Genomic DNA, 18689 nt, shown 5'->3' with positions numbered 1-18689 from the left:
ACCCGGCAGGAGAACGCCGGAAGTCCTGGTGGGCTCATAGTGTGCTTGCCTAGGGAGCTTGTCCATGTGGTCGATTGACTCAACAGTCAGATTACCCGTGAGAAGCGTTGGCGGTTATGCATCGCGAGGTAGGCGTCGAACACCATGCACACCGAGCGCGCCAGCAGGCGCCCGGCCGGCAGAATGCGAATGCCCTGGTCGTCGAGGCTGATGAGGCCGTCGCGCTGCATAGTCTGCAGTTCTGGCCAGAGATCGTTGAAATACCCACGAAAATCGATTGTGAAAGCCTCTTCGATCGGCGCGAAGTCCAGTTCGAAATGGCAGATCAGCTGCTGGATCACGGCCCGGCGCAGGCGGTCGTCGTGGTTGCAGACAAGACCGCGCTGAGTGGCCAGCTGGGCGTTGGACAGGGCGTCCTGGTAGGTATTGAGGTCGCTGGTGTTCTGGCAATACAGGTCGCCGATCTGGCTGATGGCCGAGACCCCCAGGCCGATCAGGTCGCAATGGCCGTGTGTGGTGTAGCCCTGGAAGTTACGCTGCAGGGTGCCCTCTTCCTGGGCGATCGCCAGCTCGTCGTCGGGCAGGGCAAAGTGGTCCATGCCAATGTAGCGGTAGCCGGCGGCGGTCAGCTGCTCGATGGTGTTGCGCAGCATTTCGAGCTTTGCCGCCGGGGCCGGCAGGTCGTTGGCGTCGATGCGTCGCTGCGGCATGAAGCGCTCGGGCAGGTGGGCGTAGTTGAACACCGAGAGACGGTCCGGTTGCAGGCGGATGACTTCGTCGACGGTGCGGGCGAAGCCTTCCACGGTCTGTTTGGGCAGGCCGTAGATCAGGTCTAGGTTGACCGAGCGGAACTGCAAGGTGCGTGCGGCCTCGATCAGGGTGCGGGTCTGCTCCAGGCTCTGCAGGCGGTTGACCGCACGCTGCACGACCGGGTCGAGGTCCTGCACGCCGAGGCTGACCCGGTTGAAGCCCAGTTCGCGGAGCAGGCCCATGGTCGACCAGTCGGCTTCGCGGGGGTCGATTTCGATACCGTAATCGCCGGAATCGTCGTCCAGCAGGTTGAAGTGCTGGCGCAGGGTGGCCATCAGCTGGCGCAATTCCACATGGCTGAGGAAGGTTGGTGTGCCTCCCCCGAAATGCAACTGTTCAACGCGCTGTTTAGGTGCCAGGTGGCAGGCGATCAACTGGATCTCCTGCTCCAGGCGCTGCAGGTAAGGCGCGGCGCGGCCGCGGTCCTTGGTGATGACCTTGTTGCAAGCGCAGTAGTAGCAGATGTTGGCGCAGAACGGCACGTGCACGTACAGCGACAGCGGGCGCACGGCCCGGCGGCTCTCGCGCAGGGCGTGGAGCAGGTCGAACGAGCCTACCTCGCTGTGCAACTGCACGGCGGTCGGATAGGAGGTGTAGCGTGGGCCGGCGAGATCGTAGCGGTGGATCAGGTCGGCATCCCAGCGTAAGTCGGCGAGCATGTGGGCGGTCCCCGGAGAATGCAGCAGTGTCCGGAGTCTATGGCTGTCTGAAGGACGCTGTGTTGATTTGTATCAAGGCATGCAGGGGCTGCAAAGCGGCCCCGATCAGTGGCCCATGAGCCAATGCTGGTGCGGGCCGGGCAGGGTCCAGATGCCGAACAGCATCACCAGCACCCCGCCTGCCATGCGCACGCTGCGCCGCCTCAACAAGGCGTTGACCCGTTCCGCCGCCAGGCCAGTGGCCAGCAGGATCGGCCAGGTGCCCAGGCCGAATGCCAGCATCAGCGCCGCGCTGTAGCCGGCGTTGCCTTGGCTGGCTGCCCACAACAAGGTGCTGTACACCAGACCGCATGGCAGCCAGCCCCACAATGCCCCCAGCAGCAGTGCACGGGGCAAGCTGGAGACTGGCATCAGGCGCGAGGCGGCCGGCTGGATATGCCGCCACAACCCTCGGCCCAGCGCTTCGATGCGGGTCAGTCCACTCCACCAGCCGGCCAGGTACAGGCCCATGGCGATCAGCAGCAACGCCGCCAGCACACGCAAGGCCATCGCCGCCGGGCTGCTGGCCACCGCCCATCCAGCCAGGCCTAGCAGCAGGCCGGCGCAGGCATAGCTGAGGATGCGACCCAGGTTGTACGCCATCAGCAGGCGCAGGCGCCGGCCGCGCTGTTCGGGGGGGATGGCCAAGGTCAGTGCGCCCATCAGGCCGCCGCACATACCCAGGCAATGACCGCCACCGAGCAGGCCGAGGACCAATGCCGAGCCGAGCAGGGGAAGCAGGTCAGGCACGGGGTGGCGCTTCCTTGTCGTCGGGTGCTGCGGGTTTTTCGGGTTTGACCGCCGCCTGGTGGCGCGGGTCCTGATCATCGAACAGGATGCTGTGGGCCGGGCCTTCGAGGTCGTCGTACTGGCCGCTATCCACTGCCCAGAAGAAGATATAGATAGCCACGCCAACCAGCAGCAGGGCGGCCGGGATCATGACATAGAGGGCGGGCATGGCGTTCTCCTTGCGTGTTGCGCTGCGTCCGTCGCCGGCAAGCCCGCAGGCAGGCGGGTCAGGCGCAGGGCATTGAGCACCACGATCAGCGAACTGACCGACATGCCGATGGCCGCCCATACCGGGGTGATCCAGCCAAGCGCGGCGAACGGCAACATGAGGCCATTATACAGGGTCGCCCAGAGCAGGTTCTCGAGGATATTGCGGCGCGTGCGGCGGGCCAGTTCGAAGGCCTGTACCAGTGCCTGCAGGCGATTGGACAGCAGCACCGCGTCGGCGCTGGTCTTGGCAAGGTCCGTGGCGCTGCCCATGGCGATGCTGATGTCGGCAGCGGCCAGCACTGGCACGTCGTTGACGCCGTCACCGAGCATCAGGACCTTGCGACCGGACGCCTGCAGCGCCTTGAGCCGGTCCAGCTTGTCGTCCGGGCGCAGGCCGCCGATGGCCTGGTCGATGCCCAGTTGCGCGGCCACCTCGGCGACCATCGGCGAACTGTCGCCGGACAGCAGCAAGGTGCGCCAGCCGCGCGCCTGGCAGGCAGCGAGCAGGGCCGGAGCATCCTCGCGCAGGCGGTCATCGAGGCCGAACCAGGCCAGCGGGCCCTGGCGGTCGCCCAACAGCAGCCATTGGCCGCGAGGCTCCGGCACGGCGGGGATTTCGGTACCGCTCAGGGCGCAGACGAACGTGGCCTGCCCAATGCGAAGTGGTTGGCCGTCGACCCTGCCTTCGAGCCCCAGTCCGGGCACTGTCTGGACTTCGTCGGCTGGGCTGGCGGTGCGGCCAAAGGCGCGGGCGATGGGGTGCTCGGAGCGGTTTTCGAGGGCAGCGGCCAGGGCCAGGCAGCGGTCGGCAGGCAGCGCCGCCAGTGGGCGGATGCTGCGCAGGGTCAGGCGGCCTTCGGTGAGGGTGCCAGTCTTGTCGAAGATCACCGTGTCGATCTGCTCGAGACCTTCCAGCACATGGCCGCGGGTCACCAGCAGGCCGAGCTTGTGCAGGGTGCCGGTGGCGGCGGTAAGGGCGGTCGGGGTGGCCAGGGACAGGGCGCACGGGCAGGTTGCCACCAGCATGGCCAGAACGATCCAGAATGCCCGCGCCGGGTCCAGGTACCACCACCACACGCCGATGGCCACGGCGGCCAGCAGCGAGAACAGCAGGAAATACTGCGAAGCGCGGTCGGCGATTTCCGCCAGCCGAGGCTTCTCTGTCTGCGCCCGTTCAAGCAGGCGGACGATGGCGGACACGCGAGAGTCGTGGCCGAGGGCTTCGACTTCCACGTTCAGCGTGCTCTCGACGTTCAGCGTGCCGCCGGTGACGTGCTCGCCAATTCGCCGTGGTTGCGGCAGGTATTCGCCAGTCAGCAGCGATTCATCGACGCTGGAGCGGCCTTCGACGATGCGCCCGTCAGCCGGGATCACTGCGCCGGGCAGCACTTGCACGGTGTCGCCACGCTGCAGTTCGCCGAGCAGGATGCGTTCGGCCCGGCCGTAGCTGTCCAGGCGCAGGCAGGAGGCAGGCAGCAGGTTGACCAGTTGCGCGGTGGCTGCGGCGGTGCGCTCACGGGCGCGCCGTTCGAGGTAGCGGCCGGTGAGCAGGAACAGGGCGAACATGCCGACCGTGTCGAAGTACAACTCGCCGCTGCCGGTCATCGCCGTCCAGATACCGGCGCCGAAGGCCAGGCCTATGGCCAGCGACACCGACACATCCATGGTCAGGTGGCGGGTGCGCAGGTCGCGCGCAGCACCCTTGAAGAAGGGGGCACAGCTGTAGAACACGATGGGAATGGTCAGAAACAGCGCGACCCAGCGCAGGATCGTATGCATTTCTGGCGACAAATCGATGTTGAATTCCGGCCAGGTGGCCATGGTCGCCATCATCGCCTGGAACCACAGCAGGCCGGCCACGCCCAGGCGGCGCAGGGCGCTGCGGTTCTCCCGGGCGAGCTGCTCGGCGGCCTGGTCGGGCTGGTACGGGTGGGCGGCGTAGCCGACCTGGCGCAGTTCGGCGAGCAGCCGCGACAGGGGTAGCTGCTGGTCGTCCCAGCTGAGCAAGAGGCGGTGATTGGAGAGGTTCAGGCGGGCCTCGGCGACCCCGGGCAAGTTGCGCAGGTGCTTTTCGATCAGCCAGCCACAGGCGGCGCAACTGATGCCTTCGACCAGGAGGGTCGCTTCGGCGAGTTCGCCGGCATGACGGACGAACGTCTGCTGAACATCGCTGCGGTCGTACAGGGCCAGTTCGTCCTGCAATTGCTTGGGCAGCGTTTCGGGGTTGGCGCTGCTGTCGCTGCGGTGCTGGTAGTAGTGTTCCAGGCCGCCAGTGACGATGGATTCGGCCACCGCCTGACAGCCGGGGCAGCAGAACTGGCGCGGCTCGCCGAGGACCACGGCGGTGAAGCGGCTGCCGGCGGGGACGGGCAGGGCGCAGTGGTAGCAGGGGGTGGGTTGGGTCATTTTGGAACAGTCTTATGTCGAGAGATTGCCGGGGCTGCTTTGCAGCCCTTTCGCGACACAAGGCCGCTCCCACAGGAGATCGCATATCCATGTGGGAGCGGCCTTGCGTCGCGAAAGGGGCGCAAAGCGCCCCCATTCATATCAGAGATCATTGTTGGTGTTCGGCACCTTGCAGGGCTTCATCGCCCAGCTGCAAGGTCACGCCATGCTCGACCCTCTCTTCCTCGAACAACCGCCACACGTGATCATCCTGGCTACCCAGCAATTCGACGAAACGACGCCCCTCCACCTTGTCGTCCAGCTGCCCGACATAACGCCCGGCCTCGACCCGGCTGAGCAGCACCTTGCGGTCCTTGTCCGGCTGGGTCGGCGAAATCAGGTTCAGCTCCAGATGCTGCGGGTCGCTGTTGCCGTTCAGGCGCACGTCCACCTCGCCGGTGAGGTCATCCAGGTGCACGCTGGCCTTGAGGTTGAGGGTCTGGGCCAGCAGCTCACGGTCCAGCGAGCGGTTGATGCCTTTGCCCGCCTCGTAGTAGTTGTCGTTGACCAGGTTGTCCGGGTTGCGCACGGCGATGCTGACCATGGTCAGGCTCAGGCATACCGAGGTGGTCAGGATGCCGATGATGATCCAGGGCCAGAGGTGCTTGTACCAGGGGCTGGCGGCGGTGGCGGCAGGCATTGTCAGTATTCTCTCTGTCAGCGGATCTGTGGGCCGATGAAGCGGCTCTTGGCTTCGACCTTGGCAGCGCTATCGTCGGCGCTCTTGAGGATGAAGGTGATTTCGTTGGTGGTCGAGGGCAGCTTCTCGGGGGCGATCGACAGTTGCACCGGCAGGCTGACGATATCGCCAGCGGCCACGCGGATTTCGCGCTGGCCCTCAAGTTTGAGGTCGGGCAGGCCGGCAGCATCGAGCACGTAGACGTGGCCGCGCTGGTCCTTGTTCATGACCTTCAGGCTGTAGACGTTCTCGATCCGTCCCTGGGCATTTTCGCGGTACAGCACGCGGTCCTTGCTGACGTCGAAGCCGACCAGCGAACGGGTGGCGAAGGCGGTTGCCAGGGCACCGATCATCACCAGCAGCACCAGTGCATAGCCGATCAGCCTCGGGCGTAGCATGTGGGTCTTCTGCCCCGACAGGTTGTGCTCGGTGGTGTAGCTGATCAGGCCTTTGGGGTAGTTCATCTTGTCCATGATGCTGTCGCAGGCGTCGATGCACGCCGCGCAGCCGATGCACTCGATCTGCAGGCCGTCGCGGATGTCGATGCCGGTGGGGCAGACCTGCACGCACATGGTGCAATCGATACAGTCGCCCAGGCCCTGGGCCTTGTAGTCGGCGTCCTTCTTGCGTGGGCCGCGGGTTTCGCCACGGCGCGGGTCGTAGGACACGATCAGCGTGTCCTTGTCGAACATCACGCTCTGGAAGCGCGCATAGGGGCACATGTACACGCACACCTGCTCGCGCAGCCAGCCGGCGTTGCCGTAGGTGGCCAGGGTAAAGAAGCCGACCCAGAAGTAGGCCCAGCCGTCGGCCTGGCCAGTGAAGAAGTCGCCGAGCAGTTCGCGGATCGGCGAGAAGTAGCCGACGAAGGTCATGCCGGTGACGAAACCGATCAGCAGCCACAGGCTGTGCTTGGCGAACTTGCGCAGGAACTTGTTGCCGCTCATGGGGGCGCGATCGAGCTTCATGCGCTGGTTGCGGTCACCCTCGGTGACCTTTTCGCACCACATGAAGATCCACGTCCACACGCTTTGCGGGCAGGTGTAGCCGCACCACACGCGGCCTGCGTAGACGGTAACGAAGAACAGGCCGAAGGCGGCGACGATGAGGATGCCGGAGAGCAGGATGAAGTCCTGCGGCCAGATGGTGGCGCCGAAGATGTAGAACTTGCGCTCTGGCAGGTTCCACCACACGGCCTGGTGGCCGCCCCAGTTGAGCCATACGGTGCCGAAGTAGAGCAGGAACAGCACCGCGCCGCCGACCATTCGCAGCCTGCGGAAGATACCGGTGAAAGCCCGAGTGTAGATTTTTTCACGCGACGCGTAGAGATCGACGGAGTCCTTCCCTTTGCTGGCAGGCGGGGTGACGTCATGTACCGGAATTTGCTTGCTCATCATCAAGTCCCACGGCAGTGGAGAAACGCCGCGGCCAGTGCGTGCCGGCCGCAGTCTCGCGCATTCTGCTTAGCGCTCTGCGATCAATGATACGCCGCTGGTGGCGATATGGGATCGCGCTGCGACCTTTAGTCGCGTTGGGTCGTGGTATGAATCGTGTTATGGCGGGTGTCAATTGATCCAGGTCATCTTGCGCTGCTTTTGCCGGCCTCTTCGCGGGTAAACCCGCTCCCACAGGGATCGCGTAACCCTGTAGGAGCGGGCTTGCCCGCGAAGAGGCCAGGCCTGCTTACTCGGCCTGCTGGGCCGCCTCCGGCTGGTGCGACAGGCTGTACACGTAGGCCGCCAGCAAGTGCACCTTGTCATTGCCCTGCAGCTGTTCCTGCGCCGGCATCTGCCCCTGGCGACCATAGCGGATGGTCTGCTGCAACTGGGCAAAGCTCGAGCCGTAGATGAACGCCTGCGGATGGGTCAGGTTTGGCGCCCCCATGGCGGGGGTACCCTTGCCTTCTGGCCCGTGGCAGGCCACGCAGTTGGCGGCGAACAGCTTCTGGCCGTTCTCGGCGTCGGCCTTGGCGCCTTCCGGCAGGCTGCGGCCATCGAGCTTGCTGGTGACGAACGCAGCCACATCGGCCACGCCCTGTTCGCCGAGCACTTCACCCCAGGCCGGCATCACGCCGTGGCGGCCGCCCATGATGGTGGTCTTGATGGTGTCCGGCTCGCCGCCCCAGCGCCAGTCGTTGTCGGTCAGGTTGGGGAAGCCGTAGGCGCCCTTGGCGTCGGAACCGTGGCACACCGAGCAATTCGAGGCGAACAGCCGCGCACCCATTTTCAGAGCCTGTGGCTGCTTGGCCACTTCTTCGATGGGCATGGCCGCGTACTTGGCGAAGATCGGCCCGAAGCGGGCGTCGGCCTTGGCCATTTCCTTTTCCCATTCGTGCACGCCGGTCCAGCCCGGCTGGCCGTTGGAGAACTCGGTCTGCTTGTCGGTATCCAGGTACGAATAGCCCGGCAGGATGCCTTTCCAGTTGCCCAGGCCCGGGTACAGCACCAGATAACCGAGGGCGAAGATGATGGTGCCGACGAACAGCCAGAACCACCATTTGGGCAGCGGGTTGTCGTATTCCTCGATGCCATCGAAGGCATGCCCGACGGTCTCGTCGGTGACCTCTTCGCGCTGGCCCTTGCGGGTCGACAGCAGCAGCCAGGTCAGCGAGAAGATGGTGCCCAGGGTCAGGACGGTAACGTACAGACTCCAGAAGGTTGTCATTGTTGTTTGCTCCCAGAAGCTTTTGCTTGCTCGACGTGCTGGCTGGCCTCGGGATCATCCGCGAAGGGCAGTTGGGTCGCTTCGTCGAAGTCCTTCTTGCGCCGTGGGTTGAACACCCACAGTGCCAGGCCCACGAAGGCCACCATCACCACGACGGTGCCCAGGCCGCGAATCATCCCGATATCCATCAGCGTCACCGTTTGCTTTTGATGATGGTGCCAAGACCCTGCAGGTACGCGACCAGTGCGTCCATTTCGGTCTTGCCCTTGACCGCGTCGTGGGCGCCGGCGATGTCGGCGTCGCTGTACGGCGTGCCGAGGGTACGCAGCACTTCCAGTTTTTTCGCGGTGTCCTTGCCGTCGAGCTTGTTCTCGACCAGCCACGGGTAGGCCGGCATCTTCGACTCCGGCACCACGTTGCGTGGGTTGTACAGGTGCGCGCGGTGCCAGTCGTCCGAGTAGCGGCCGCCGACGCGGGCCAGGTCTGGGCCGGTGCGCTTGGAGCCCCACAGGAACGGATGGTCCCAGACGCTTTCGCCGGCGACCGAGTAGTGGCCGTAACGCTCGGTTTCGGCGCGGAACGGGCGGATCATCTGCGAGTGGCAGCCCACGCAGCCTTCACGGATGTAGATGTCGCGGCCTTCGACTTCCAGCGCGGTGCGCGGCTTCATGCCTTCGACCGGCTTGTTGGTGACGTCCTGGAAAAACAGCGGGACGATCTGGGTCAGACCACCGACGCTCACGGCGATGACCATGAAGAAGGCCAGCAGGCCTATGTTCTTCTCGACGGCTTCATGCTTCATCAGTGCGCTCCCACGACGACGATCTTGGCGGCTTCATCCGCTTCTACCGGGTTGGCCGCGCGTACGGTACGGAACACGTTGTAGGCCATCAGCAGCATGCCGGAGGCGAAGAACGCACCGCCCAGTGCCCGTACGATGTAACCCGGGTGGCTGGCTTGCAGGGCTTCCACGAAGGAGTAGGTGAGCGTGCCGTCATCGTTGATGGCGCGCCACATCAGGCCCTGGGTGATGCCGTTGACCCACATCGAGGCGATGTACAGCACGGTGCCGATGGTCGCCAGCCAGAAGTGCGCGTTGATCAGCCCGACGCTGTGCATCTGCGCGCGCCCATAGAGCTTGGGAATCATGTGGTACACCGCGCCGATCGAGATCATCGCCACCCAGCCCAGGGCACCGGCGTGGACGTGGCCGATGGTCCAGTCGGTGTAGTGCGACAGCGAGTTCACGGTCTTGATGGCCATCATCGGGCCTTCGAAGGTGGACATGCCGTAGAACGCCAGGGAAACGACCAGGAAGCGCAGGATCGGGTCGGTGCGCAGTTTGTGCCAGGCGCCCGAGAGGGTCATCATGCCGTTGATCATGCCACCCCAGCTCGGTGCCAGGAGGATGATCGACATCACCATGCCCAGCGACTGCGCCCAGTCAGGCAGCGCGGTGTAGTGCAGGTGGTGGGGACCTGCCCAGATGTACAGGGTGATCAGCGCCCAGAAGTGCACGATCGACAGGCGATAGGAGTAGATCGGCCGCTCGGCCTGCTTGGGCACGAAGTAGTACATCATCCCCAGGAAGCCGGTGGTGAGGAAGAAGCCCACGGCGTTGTGGCCGTACCACCACTGGATCATCGCGTCGGTGGCGCCGGCGTAGGCCGAGTACGACTTGAACAGGCTCACCGGCAACGAGATGTGGTTGACGATGTGCAGCATCGCGGTGACCACGATGAAGGCACCGTAGAACCAGTTGCCGACATAGATGTGCTTGGTCTTGCGCTTGACGATGGTGCCGAAGAACACCAGCCCGTAGGTGACCCAGACGATGGCCAGCAGGATCGCCAATGGCCATTCGAGCTCGGCGTATTCCTTGGTGGTGGTAAAGCCCATCGGCAGGGTGATCAGCGCGCCGACGATCACCGCCTGCCAGCCCCAGAAGGTGAAGGCGGCCATGCTGTCGGAGATCAGCCGGGTCTGGCAGGTTCGCTGCACCACGTAGTAGCTGGTGCCGAACAGCGCACAGCCACCGAAGGCGAAGATGACCAGGTTGGTGTGCAGCGGGCGCAGGCGGCCGAAGCTGGTCCAGGGCAGGTCCAGGTTCAGTTGCGGCCACACCAGTTGCGAGGCGATGAAGACGCCCAGGCCCATGCCAAGGATCCCCCAGACCACCGTCATGATGGCGAACTGGCGGACGACCTTATAGTTATAAGCAGTCGGACTGATTGCTGTGCTCATTCTAAGGTTCCACGGTTTTGGTGTTCTTGTTGGTCGAAAAATCGGCGCCAGTATCGATAACCACTTGGGTTATGGCAACGCAAGGATCCTTGCGCCGACCCGTGTCCGGGCCCTTTCGCCGGTGTCCCGCGGCGATAGGGTCGGGACGATTGTACACAAATAAATATTTGTAATGTGTACCGTTTTTCATCTTTTTCTGATCGATCGGTCAAGCTTTTTTTGGGGCGGCGACAGGCCGTGCGCCGCGTCTGCTTCGGTCCTTGCGGAGCGAAGCCCACTGTGGCAACAAGCTTAGTTCTGTTCGGAGGGGGTGCAAGGGAGGGGGGGAGCGGGGAGAGGGGGCTGCTGTGCAGCCCTTTCGCGACACAAGGCCGCTCCTACAGGCGATCGCGGTCCCTTGTAGGAGCGGCCTTGTGTCGCGAAAGGGCCGCAAAGCGGCCCCGGGTGTTACTGGGCGGTCAGCTGTTCAGCAGCCTGCGACAGGCTGTACACATAGGCTGCCAGCAAATGCACCTTGTCATTCCCCTGAATGTCCACCTGTGCCGGCATCTGCCCCTGGCGCCCATAGCGAATGGTCTGCTGCAGTTGTGCAAAGCTCGACCCATAGATGAACGCCTGTGGATGGTTCAGGTTCGGCGCGCCCATGGCCGGCGTGCCTTGGCCTTCAACCCCATGACAGGCCACGCAGTTGGCCGCGAAGATCTCCTTGCCCTTGCCCACATCGGCCTTCACCCCATCCGGCAGGCTACGCCCGTCAAGGTTGGTCAGCACGAACGCAGCCACATCCGCCACGCCCTGTTCGCCGATTACTTCGGCCCACGCCGGCATCACGCCGTGGCGGCCGTTCATGATCGAGGCCTTGATGGTCTCCGGCTCACCACCCCAGCGCCAGTCCTTGTCGGTCAGGTTGGGGAAGCCGTAGGCGCCTTTGGCATCCGAGCCGTGGCACACCGAGCAGTTGGAGGCGAACAGGCGACCGCCCATTTTCAACGCGGCAGGGTCCCTGGCCACTTCCTCGACGGGCATCGCAGCATACTTGGCAAAGATCGGCCCGAACCTGGCGTCGGCCTTGTCCATCTCCTTTTGCCATTCATTGGCACCGGTCCAGCCATTCTCGTAACCGGGCAGAATGCCTTTCCAGTTGCCCAGGCCCGGATACAGCACCAGGTAGCCGGCGCCAAACACCAGGGTGCCGACGAACAGCCAGAACCACCACTTGGGCAGCGGGTTATCGTACTCCTCGATACCGTCGAAGCTGTGACCCATGGTCTGGTCAGTGGTGTTTTTGCTCTCGCCCTTGCGGGTGGCAAGCAGCAGCCAGGCCAGGCCGATCAGGCTGCCGATGGTCAGCACGCTGATATACGTACTCCAGAAGGTTGTCATTGCCCGTTACTCCTTGCAGCAGTCGCGGCAGCAGGTTCCTGCCCGGCGGGGGGCAGGCGGTCGTCGACGAAGGGCAGCAGGCGCGCTTCGGCGAAATCATGGTCGCGGCGACGGTTGAATACCCACAGCGAGAGGCCGATGAAGGCGATCATCACCACCAGGGTGCCCAGGCCACGGATCATGCCGATGTCCATTTCCATGGTGGTTACCTCTTGTTCTTGATTGCGGTGCCGAGCACCTGCAGGTAGGCGACCAAGGCGTCCATCTCGGTCTTGCCCTTGACCGCGTCGCGGGCCCCGGCGATGTCGTCGTCGGTGTAGGGCACGCCGAGGGTGCGCAGGGTGCGCATCTTGGTGTCGGTGTGGCTGTTGTCGACCTTTTCCGCGACCAGCCAGGGGTAGGCCGGCATCTTCGACTCCGGCACCACGTTGCGCGGGTTGTACAGGTGCGCGCGGTGCCAGTCGTCCGAGTAGCGGCCGCCGACGCGGGCCAGGTCTGGTCCGGTGCGCTTGGAGCCCCACAGGAACGGGTGGTCCCAGACACTTTCACCGGCAACCGAGTAGTGGCCGTAGCGCTCGGTCTCGGCGCGGAACGGGCGGATCATCTGCGAGTGGCAACCGACGCAGCCCTCGCGGATGTAAATGTCGCGGCCTTCCAGTTGCAGCGCGGTGTAGGGCTTCATGCCTTCGACCGGCTTGTTGGTGACGTCCTGGAAGAACAGCGGGACGATCTGGGTCAGGCCGCCGATGCTCACGGCAAACACCATCAGCAGGGCCAGCAGGCCTACGTTTTTCTCGATGACTTCATGTTTCATCAGGCAGGTCTCCTCAAGCCAGCTGGGCGTTCGCAGGGGTGGCGTCGAGCGCCGGCGCACGCACGGTGCGCCAGGTGTTCCAGGCCATCAGGAACATGCCGCTGAGGAAGATCGCGCCGCCGACGAAGCGCACGATGAAGCCCGGGTGGCTGGCCACCAAGGTTTCCACGAACGAGTAGGTGAGCGTGCCGTCGCTGTTGACCGCGCGCCACATCAGGCCCTGGGCGATGCCGTTGACCCACATCGAGGCGATGTACAGCACGGTGCCGATGGTCGCCAGCCAGAAGTGCGCGTTGATCAGGCCCAGGCTGTGCATCTGCTGCTTGTCGAACACTTTCGGGATGGTGTGGTACAGCGCGCCGATCGAGATCATCGCCACCCAGCCGAGGGCGCCGGCGTGTACGTGGCCGATGGTCCAGTCGGTGTAGTGGGACAGGGCGTTGACCGTCTTGATGGCCATCATCGGGCCTTCGAAGGTGGACATGCCGTAGAACGCCAGCGACACCACCAAAAAGCGCAGGATCGGGTCGCTGCGCAGTTTGTGCCAGGCCCCGGAGAGGGTCATCATGCCATTGATCATGCCCCCCCAGCTCGGTGCCAGGAGGATCAGCGACATCACCATGCCCAGCGACTGCGCCCAGTCCGGCAGCGCGGTGTAGTGCAGGTGGTGCGGGCCGGCCCAGATGTACAGGGTGATCAGCGCCCAGAAGTGCACGATCGACAGGCGATAGGAATACACCGGGCGTTCGGCCTGCTTGGGCACGTAGTAGTACATCATCCCGAGGAAGCCTGCGGTGAGGAAGAAGCCCACCGCGTTATGCCCGTACCACCATTGCACCATGGCGTCGGTGGCACCGGCATAGACCGAGTACGACTTGGTCAGGCTGACCGGCAGTTCCAGGTTGTTGACGATGTGCAGCAGCGCCACGGTGAGGATGAAGGCGCCGAAGAACCAGTTGCCCACATAGATGTGCTTGGTGGTGCGCTTCATCAGCGTGCCGAAGAACACGATGGCGTAGCTGACCCAGACGATGGTGATCAGGATGTCGATCGGCCATTCCAGTTCGGCGTATTCCTTGGAGCTGGTATAGCCCAGCGGCAGGGTGATGGCTGCCAGCACGATCACCAGTTGCCAGCCCCAGAAGCTGAACGCGGCCAGCTTGGGCGCGAAGAGGGTGGTCTGGCAGGTGCGTTGCACCGAATAATAGGAGGTGGCGAACAGCGCGCAGCCGCCAAAGGCGAAGATCACCGCATTGGTATGCAGGGGTCGTAGGCGGCCGAAGCTGGTCCAGGGGAGGTCGAAGTTGAGGGAAGGCCAGGCGAGCTGGGCGGCGATGAAGACGCCGAGCCCCATCCCGACGATTCCCCACACCACCGTCATGATGGCGAATTGGCGGACCACCTTGTAGTTGTAGGCGGTACTGCTGGTTGTGTTCATGTATGGGTTCCCATCCACGGTTATTTTGGCAGGCTTTACAGCGAGGCAAGAATGAGAGATGGGCAAAGTGCCGGTATTGACGGGGATCAATGGGCGCAAGTCGGAAATGTCCCAGGCTTGCGCTGCGATCCTCCGCGCAATCAGGGAGATAGCGGCCATGCGGCGTGCCTGATCCTGGCCCATGGCGCAGGGGCGCCGATGGACAGCGATTTCATGAATGAAATGGCGCAAAGGCTGGCAGCGCTTGGGGTAGGGGTGGTTCGCTTCGAGTTCCCCTACATGGCCGAGCGACGTGACGGCGGCGGCAAACGGCCGCCCAACCCACAGAAGGTGCTGCTCGAATGCTGGCGTGAGGTATACCGGCAGGTGCGACCTTTGGTCACGGGCAGGCTGGCCATTGGCGGCAAGTCGATGGGCGGGCGCATGGCCAGTCTGCTGGCCGATGAATTGGAAGCGGATGCGCTGGTGTGCCTGGGGTATCCGTTCTATGCGGTGGGCAAGCCGGAAAAGCCGCGGGTCGAGCACCTGGCTCAGCTGAAGACACGCACGTTGATCGTGCAGGGCGAGCGGGATGCGCTGGGCAATCGGCAGGCGGTGGAGGGGTATGCGCTGTCACCGGCAATCGAGGTGAACTGGCTGGTGGCGGGGGATCATGACCTGAAGCCGCTGAAAGCGTCGGGGTTCAGCCATGAGCAGCACTTGCAGGCGGCGGCTGAAAAGGTGGCGGGTTTCCTTAAGGATTAGTGTTGGATTCTTCGCGGGCTTGCCCGCTCCCACAAGGGTTACGCGATCTCTTGTGGGAGCGGGCAAGCCCGCGAAGAGGCCGGTGCAGGCCTGCGCTTAGTCGCGATACTCGCACAGGTAAGCGGTATCCACTTTCACCTGCAGTTGGAACTTGCTGTCCGCCGGCACATTGAACTTGTCACCAGCGTTGAAGGTTTCCCAGTTGTCGCTGCCCGGCAGCTTCACGGTCAGGGCGCCGGACACCACGTGCATGATCTCGCGCTTGGCGGTGCCGAACTCGTATTCGCCCGGGGCCATCACGCCCACGGTGGCTGGGCCCTCAGCGCCTGCAAAGGCGATCGATTTGACGGTGCCGTTGAAGTACTCATTGACCTGGAACATGGGCGACTCCTGAAAGAATTGAGGGGTGAAAAAAGGGCTGGCCAGTATGCCCAAGCCCATTCGCCCCGTCATCTGCTTTCAAGTGCCGTTCGCGGGCAGGCTCAAGGGCAGCAGGCGCGCGGTGTTGCGTGCGTCCTCCAGGGCCCGGTGCTGCTGCCCGCAGAAGTGCATGCCCGCCAGCTGCAGCGCGCCATTGAGCCCGGCCGGGCGTTGCAGGTGGCGGGCCTTGGCGAAGCGCTGTTTGAGATTTATGTGCGGCAGTTCGCGCAGCAGGCTGTCGACCTCATGCTGGCGCCATTCCTGCAGCAGTTGCTGGCGGTCGTAGTCGCCCCAGCTGACCCAGGCCTGCAGCTGCCCGCGATGGTGCCCCAGCCAGCGCTCGAAGCGCTGCCATACCTCAGGGAAGCCCGCAGCGCTGTCGACGCTGGCCTGGCTGATATGGGTAAGTTCGCGGCAGAACGGTGTCAGCTGTGGCCGCCGCCGTGGCCGCACGAAGCGTTGGAAGTGGTCCACTTCACGGCCTTCGCGGGTCACCAGGCTGGCGCCGATTTCAATGATTTCCATCTCCGTGACCGGCCAGCCACCGTCATCGGTGGTGGCTTCCAGGTCGATCACCAACCAGTGGCCCATACCAGGCTCCCTCGCCATACATGCCAAAGCAGCGTAGCCAATGTCTGGCCACACGGCACCCTGTGGCAAATTGCCTTCACTTTGGCATAAGCAGCAGTTGTGCCGTGCCGGGAAAACGCCTAGCTTAGGCGCATCCAGGTATGAACCGTGATGAGCGTCCGCTTTGACTCCAGCGCCCGGCCTGAAGGTAATTCCCACCCTGTTGATGCTGGCCGCAGCCTGGCTGGCGGTGCCGGCGTGGGCCGCCGAGGCCATCGACGTGAAAATCGGCGCTGCGCATTTCCCGCCCTATACCGTGCGCCCCGAGCAGGGCGCCGACACCGGCTTGCTGCCACAGCTGGTCGAGGCCTTGAACCGCTTGCAGCAGGACTACCACTTCATCCTGGTGCCCACCTCCATTCAGCGCCGCTTTGGTGATTTCCAGCAAGGTCGCACCGACATGGCAATCTTCGAAAACCCCGAGTGGGGCTGGCAGCAGATCCCCCACCAGACGGTGGACATGGGCCTGGAGGATGCTGAAGTGTTCGTCGCCCGCAAGGCCAATGGCCGTGACCAGCATTACTTCGATAGCCTGGCTGGCAAGCGCCTGGCACTGTTCAATGGTTATCACTATGCCTTCGCCAGCTTCAACCCCGACCCCAACTACCTGCGCAAGACCTACAGCGCGACATTGACCTATTCCCATGACAGCAACCTGTTGATGGTTCAGGCAGGGCGTTCCGACATTGCCCTGGTGACGCGCTCGTACCTGAGCGACTTCCTGGCGCGCAACCCCGAGAGTCTCGACCAGCTGATCGCTTCGCAACGCATCGATCAGGTCTATCACCACTACGCCTTGCTACGCCCCGGTTCACCGATCAGTGATCGCCAGTTCGCCGAGCTCATGCGTCACCTGCGCGACACAGGTGAACTGACTAGAATCTTCCAGCCCTACCGGATCACCGTCGCAGCGCCGACCGACTAAATTCCCCCGACACGGGCACGTCATCAGAAGTGAGCCCTTCTTTCATTTTGCCGTGAGCCAAGACCATGCCGTTCGATGCCGCTTCGCATCCCCTGTCCTTACCCCGCTGGCGCAGCCTCAATGCCGAAGAGGGAGACGGCAGGCTGAGCCTGACCCTTGAAGGCCAGCCATTGATCCAGCTACGCCTGGAACCGGGTGAAACGCTGCAGGTGCATGTGCAGAGTCTGTGCTCGGAGCGGCCGCAGCAGGCCTTGTGGGCGGCCTGTTACTGGCTGCTGTCGCGAGAACCTGCGCGTCAGCGCCTGGCTGTGCATCTGGCCGAGAGCGTGCCTGAGGCATTGGCCAGCGGGTTGCTGCTGGCCACCGAACAGCCGCATGTCTACCTGTGCGAGCGCGCCTTGTTCTGGCAGATGCCGCAGCCGTGGCTGGGTGCCTCGGCCGGTGCTGCCTACCCGCAGCAGATGCAGTTCAGCAACGGCAAGCGTCACCCGCGCCGGGCGCCCAAACCGCAGGGTGAGGTGTATCGCCGGTTCGATGCGCGCCTGGGCGCCTGGGTGTCGCTGCGTACCCTGGAAATCGACCAGGACCTGGAGCGTTATAACCGCTGGCAGAACAACCCGCGGGTGGACAAATTCTGGCAGGAGGCGGGCTCGCTGGAGCAACACCGCGAGTACCTGAGCAAGCTCGAGGCTGACCCCCATACCCTGACCCTGATTGGCTGCTTCGATGACCAGCCGTTTGCCTACTTCGAAGCCTACTGGGCCAAGGAAGACCGCATCGCGCCGTTCTACCCGGCCGACGATTACGACCGTGGCATCCACATGCTGGTGGGGGAGGAAGCCCATCGCGGCCCGCACAAGGTCGCCAGCTGGCTGTCGGCGCTGGTGCACTACCTGTTCCTGGACGACCCGCGTACCCAACGGGTAGTGGCTGAGCCACGTGCCGACAACGGCAAGATGATCGGCTACATGCACGACCAGTGCTTCCATTGCGACAAGGAATTCGACTTCCCGCACAAGCGCGCGGCGCTGATGATTCTGGGGCGGGAGCGGTTCTTCGACCGCTGCAGATTGGTCTGAGTTCGCCGGGGCCGCTTTGCGGCCCTTTCGCGACACAAGGCCGCTCCTACAGGGATTGCGCTTTTCTGTAGGAGCGGCCTTGTGTCGCGAATGGGGTGCGCAGCGCCCCCAGCAATCTCAACATCAGGCCTGCCGGTTGGCCGTCTTGCGGCAATGCACCAGCGCATCGCGAATCATGAAGTTGACCAAGGTCGGCGAAACCCCCAGTTCCTTGGCGATGTCCTTCTGCGGCACGCCATGCAGGCGATACATCTCGAAGGCATAGCGGGTGCGCTGGGGCAGTTCGTTCAGCGCCTCGGCAATGTGCTCGAGCGCCGCCAGGTTGATGTGCGTGGCCTCGGGCGAAGCGTTGGGGATGACCACGTTCAGCCCTTCCTCTTCGCTGCCGGAATATTTCAGCTCCATCGCCTGCTTGCGGTAGTGGTCGATGGCCAGGTTGCGCACGATCTGGAACAGGTAGCTGAGTTGCGCCTTGAACGACGAGGTGATCTGCGGGGCGGCGCTGAGCCGGAAGAAGGCATCTTGCACCACATCCTCGGCACGGGAGCGGCAGCCGGTGATGCGGGCTGCGATCTTGACCAAAATGCTACGGTTGTCGACGAATGCCTGGAGTAATGGTGAATCGCACTTACTTGTGGATAGTTGTTCCGCCATGGAAGTCACCTTGTCTCGAAGGGGAGAGGGAGCACCCCTTGAAGGGAAGCTTCCTACGACGTG

The 18689-nt window shown here is 63.8% G+C and carries 20 protein-coding genes; 3 read left to right on the top strand and 17 right to left on the bottom strand.

The annotated features are described in order from the left end of the window. Positions 1-86: 86 nt before the first annotated feature. From hemN to ccoN (ACIPW4_RS15940), 14 genes are all read right to left on the bottom strand, one after another. Positions 87-1469: an oxygen-independent coproporphyrinogen III oxidase gene (gene hemN, locus ACIPW4_RS16005; RefSeq protein ID WP_400659346.1), complete on the bottom strand. Its 1383-nt coding sequence runs from the start codon at positions 1467-1469 to the stop codon at positions 87-89. Positions 1470-1574: 105 nt separating this feature from the next. After that, positions 1575-2258, bottom strand: coding sequence for a sulfite exporter TauE/SafE family protein (locus tag ACIPW4_RS16000; RefSeq protein WP_400659344.1), 684 nt, complete (start codon positions 2256-2258; stop codon positions 1575-1577). Then, positions 2251-2466 (bottom strand): cbb3-type cytochrome oxidase assembly protein CcoS, encoded by a 216-nt coding sequence (gene ccoS / locus ACIPW4_RS15995; protein WP_400659342.1) that lies wholly within the window; start codon positions 2464-2466, stop codon positions 2251-2253. Before ccoS ends, ACIPW4_RS16000 begins: the two co-directional genes overlap by 8 nt. Next, a complete protein-coding gene (locus ACIPW4_RS15990; protein WP_400659340.1) occupies positions 2445-4913 on the bottom strand; it encodes a heavy metal translocating P-type ATPase in 2469 nt (822 codons plus the stop codon). The genes ccoS and ACIPW4_RS15990 overlap by 22 nt, the downstream gene beginning before the upstream one ends. A 148-nt stretch (positions 4914-5061) precedes the next feature. Beyond that, on the bottom strand, positions 5062-5592 hold the full coding sequence (locus ACIPW4_RS15985) for a FixH family protein (protein ID WP_400659338.1): 531 nt from the start codon (positions 5590-5592) through the stop codon (positions 5062-5064). Between the two features lie 17 nt (positions 5593-5609). Further along, entirely contained in the window at positions 5610-7025 is a 1416-nt protein-coding gene (ccoG, locus tag ACIPW4_RS15980; RefSeq protein ID WP_400659336.1) for a cytochrome c oxidase accessory protein CcoG, read from the bottom strand. A 289-nt stretch (positions 7026-7314) separates the two neighbouring features. Next, positions 7315-8295 carry a cytochrome-c oxidase, cbb3-type subunit III gene (gene ccoP / locus ACIPW4_RS15975; RefSeq protein ID WP_400659334.1) on the bottom strand — a complete coding sequence of 327 codons (981 nt, stop codon included), beginning with the start codon at positions 8293-8295 and terminating at the stop codon, positions 7315-7317. Next, positions 8292-8483, bottom strand: a complete 192-nt coding sequence (locus ACIPW4_RS15970) for a cbb3-type cytochrome oxidase subunit 3 (protein ID WP_400659332.1) — start codon at positions 8481-8483, stop codon at positions 8292-8294. The genes ccoP (ACIPW4_RS15975) and ACIPW4_RS15970 overlap by 4 nt, the downstream gene beginning before the upstream one ends. A gap of 5 nt (positions 8484-8488) precedes the next feature. Further along, on the bottom strand, positions 8489-9097 hold the full coding sequence (gene ccoO / locus ACIPW4_RS15965; protein ID WP_400659330.1) for a cytochrome-c oxidase, cbb3-type subunit II: 609 nt from the start codon (positions 9095-9097) through the stop codon (positions 8489-8491). Further along, on the bottom strand, positions 9097-10539 hold the full coding sequence (gene ccoN / locus ACIPW4_RS15960) for a cytochrome-c oxidase, cbb3-type subunit I (RefSeq protein WP_400659328.1): 1443 nt from the start codon (positions 10537-10539) through the stop codon (positions 9097-9099). Before ccoN (ACIPW4_RS15960) ends, ccoO (ACIPW4_RS15965) begins: the two co-directional genes overlap by 1 nt. 447 nt (positions 10540-10986) lie before the next feature. Continuing rightward, positions 10987-11922 (bottom strand): cytochrome-c oxidase, cbb3-type subunit III, encoded by a 936-nt coding sequence (gene ccoP, locus ACIPW4_RS15955; RefSeq protein ID WP_400659326.1) that lies wholly within the window; start codon positions 11920-11922, stop codon positions 10987-10989. Further along, the gene (locus ACIPW4_RS15950; RefSeq protein ID WP_400659324.1) at positions 11919-12122 is read right to left on the bottom strand and encodes a cbb3-type cytochrome oxidase subunit 3; all 204 of its coding nucleotides are present in this window, start codon (positions 12120-12122) and stop codon (positions 11919-11921) included. The genes ccoP (ACIPW4_RS15955) and ACIPW4_RS15950 overlap by 4 nt, the downstream gene beginning before the upstream one ends. 5 nt (positions 12123-12127) lie before the next feature. Continuing rightward, entirely contained in the window at positions 12128-12736 is a 609-nt protein-coding gene (ccoO, locus tag ACIPW4_RS15945) for a cytochrome-c oxidase, cbb3-type subunit II (protein WP_400659322.1), read from the bottom strand. Between the two features lie 13 nt (positions 12737-12749). Further along, positions 12750-14174 carry a cytochrome-c oxidase, cbb3-type subunit I gene (gene ccoN, locus ACIPW4_RS15940; RefSeq protein WP_400659320.1) on the bottom strand — a complete coding sequence of 475 codons (1425 nt, stop codon included), beginning with the start codon at positions 14172-14174 and terminating at the stop codon, positions 12750-12752. A gap of 51 nt (positions 14175-14225) precedes the next feature. On the opposite strand from ccoN (ACIPW4_RS15940), the gene ACIPW4_RS15935 reads away from it, so the two are divergent. After that, complete coding sequence (locus ACIPW4_RS15935) at positions 14226-14918, top strand: alpha/beta family hydrolase (RefSeq protein WP_400659318.1); 693 nt, start codon at positions 14226-14228, stop codon at positions 14916-14918. A 96-nt stretch (positions 14919-15014) separates the two neighbouring features. Here the strand turns inward: ACIPW4_RS15935 and ACIPW4_RS15930 are convergent, their stop codons facing one another. Continuing rightward, positions 15015-15299 carry a pyrimidine/purine nucleoside phosphorylase gene (locus ACIPW4_RS15930; RefSeq protein ID WP_110636762.1) on the bottom strand — a complete coding sequence of 95 codons (285 nt, stop codon included), beginning with the start codon at positions 15297-15299 and terminating at the stop codon, positions 15015-15017. A 78-nt stretch (positions 15300-15377) separates the two neighbouring features. Next, positions 15378-15929 (bottom strand): exonuclease domain-containing protein, encoded by a 552-nt coding sequence (locus ACIPW4_RS15925; protein WP_400659315.1) that lies wholly within the window; start codon positions 15927-15929, stop codon positions 15378-15380. A 163-nt stretch (positions 15930-16092) separates the two neighbouring features. Between ACIPW4_RS15925 and ACIPW4_RS15920 the strand changes: the two genes are divergently transcribed. Together ACIPW4_RS15920 and ACIPW4_RS15915 are read left to right on the top strand one after the other, a co-directional pair. Further along, positions 16093-16893: a substrate-binding periplasmic protein gene (locus ACIPW4_RS15920; RefSeq protein ID WP_400659313.1), complete on the top strand. Its 801-nt coding sequence runs from the start codon at positions 16093-16095 to the stop codon at positions 16891-16893. A gap of 65 nt (positions 16894-16958) precedes the next feature. Beyond that, entirely contained in the window at positions 16959-17972 is a 1014-nt protein-coding gene (locus ACIPW4_RS15915; RefSeq protein ID WP_400659311.1) for a GNAT family N-acetyltransferase, read from the top strand. A gap of 123 nt (positions 17973-18095) precedes the next feature. On the opposite strand, the gene ACIPW4_RS15910 is transcribed toward ACIPW4_RS15915, so the two are convergent. Further along, complete coding sequence (locus ACIPW4_RS15910) at positions 18096-18626, bottom strand: RNA polymerase factor sigma-70 (RefSeq protein WP_079229034.1); 531 nt, start codon at positions 18624-18626, stop codon at positions 18096-18098. Between the last annotated feature and the right edge of the window lie 63 nt (positions 18627-18689).

Origin of the sequence: Pseudomonas sp. NPDC089996 (assembly GCF_044748405.1) — a bacterium.
GTDB lineage: Bacteria > Pseudomonadota > Gammaproteobacteria > Pseudomonadales > Pseudomonadaceae > Aquipseudomonas.
Note: the sequence above shows the minus strand (reverse complement) of the source record. Positions and strands in the feature narration are given on the sequence as shown.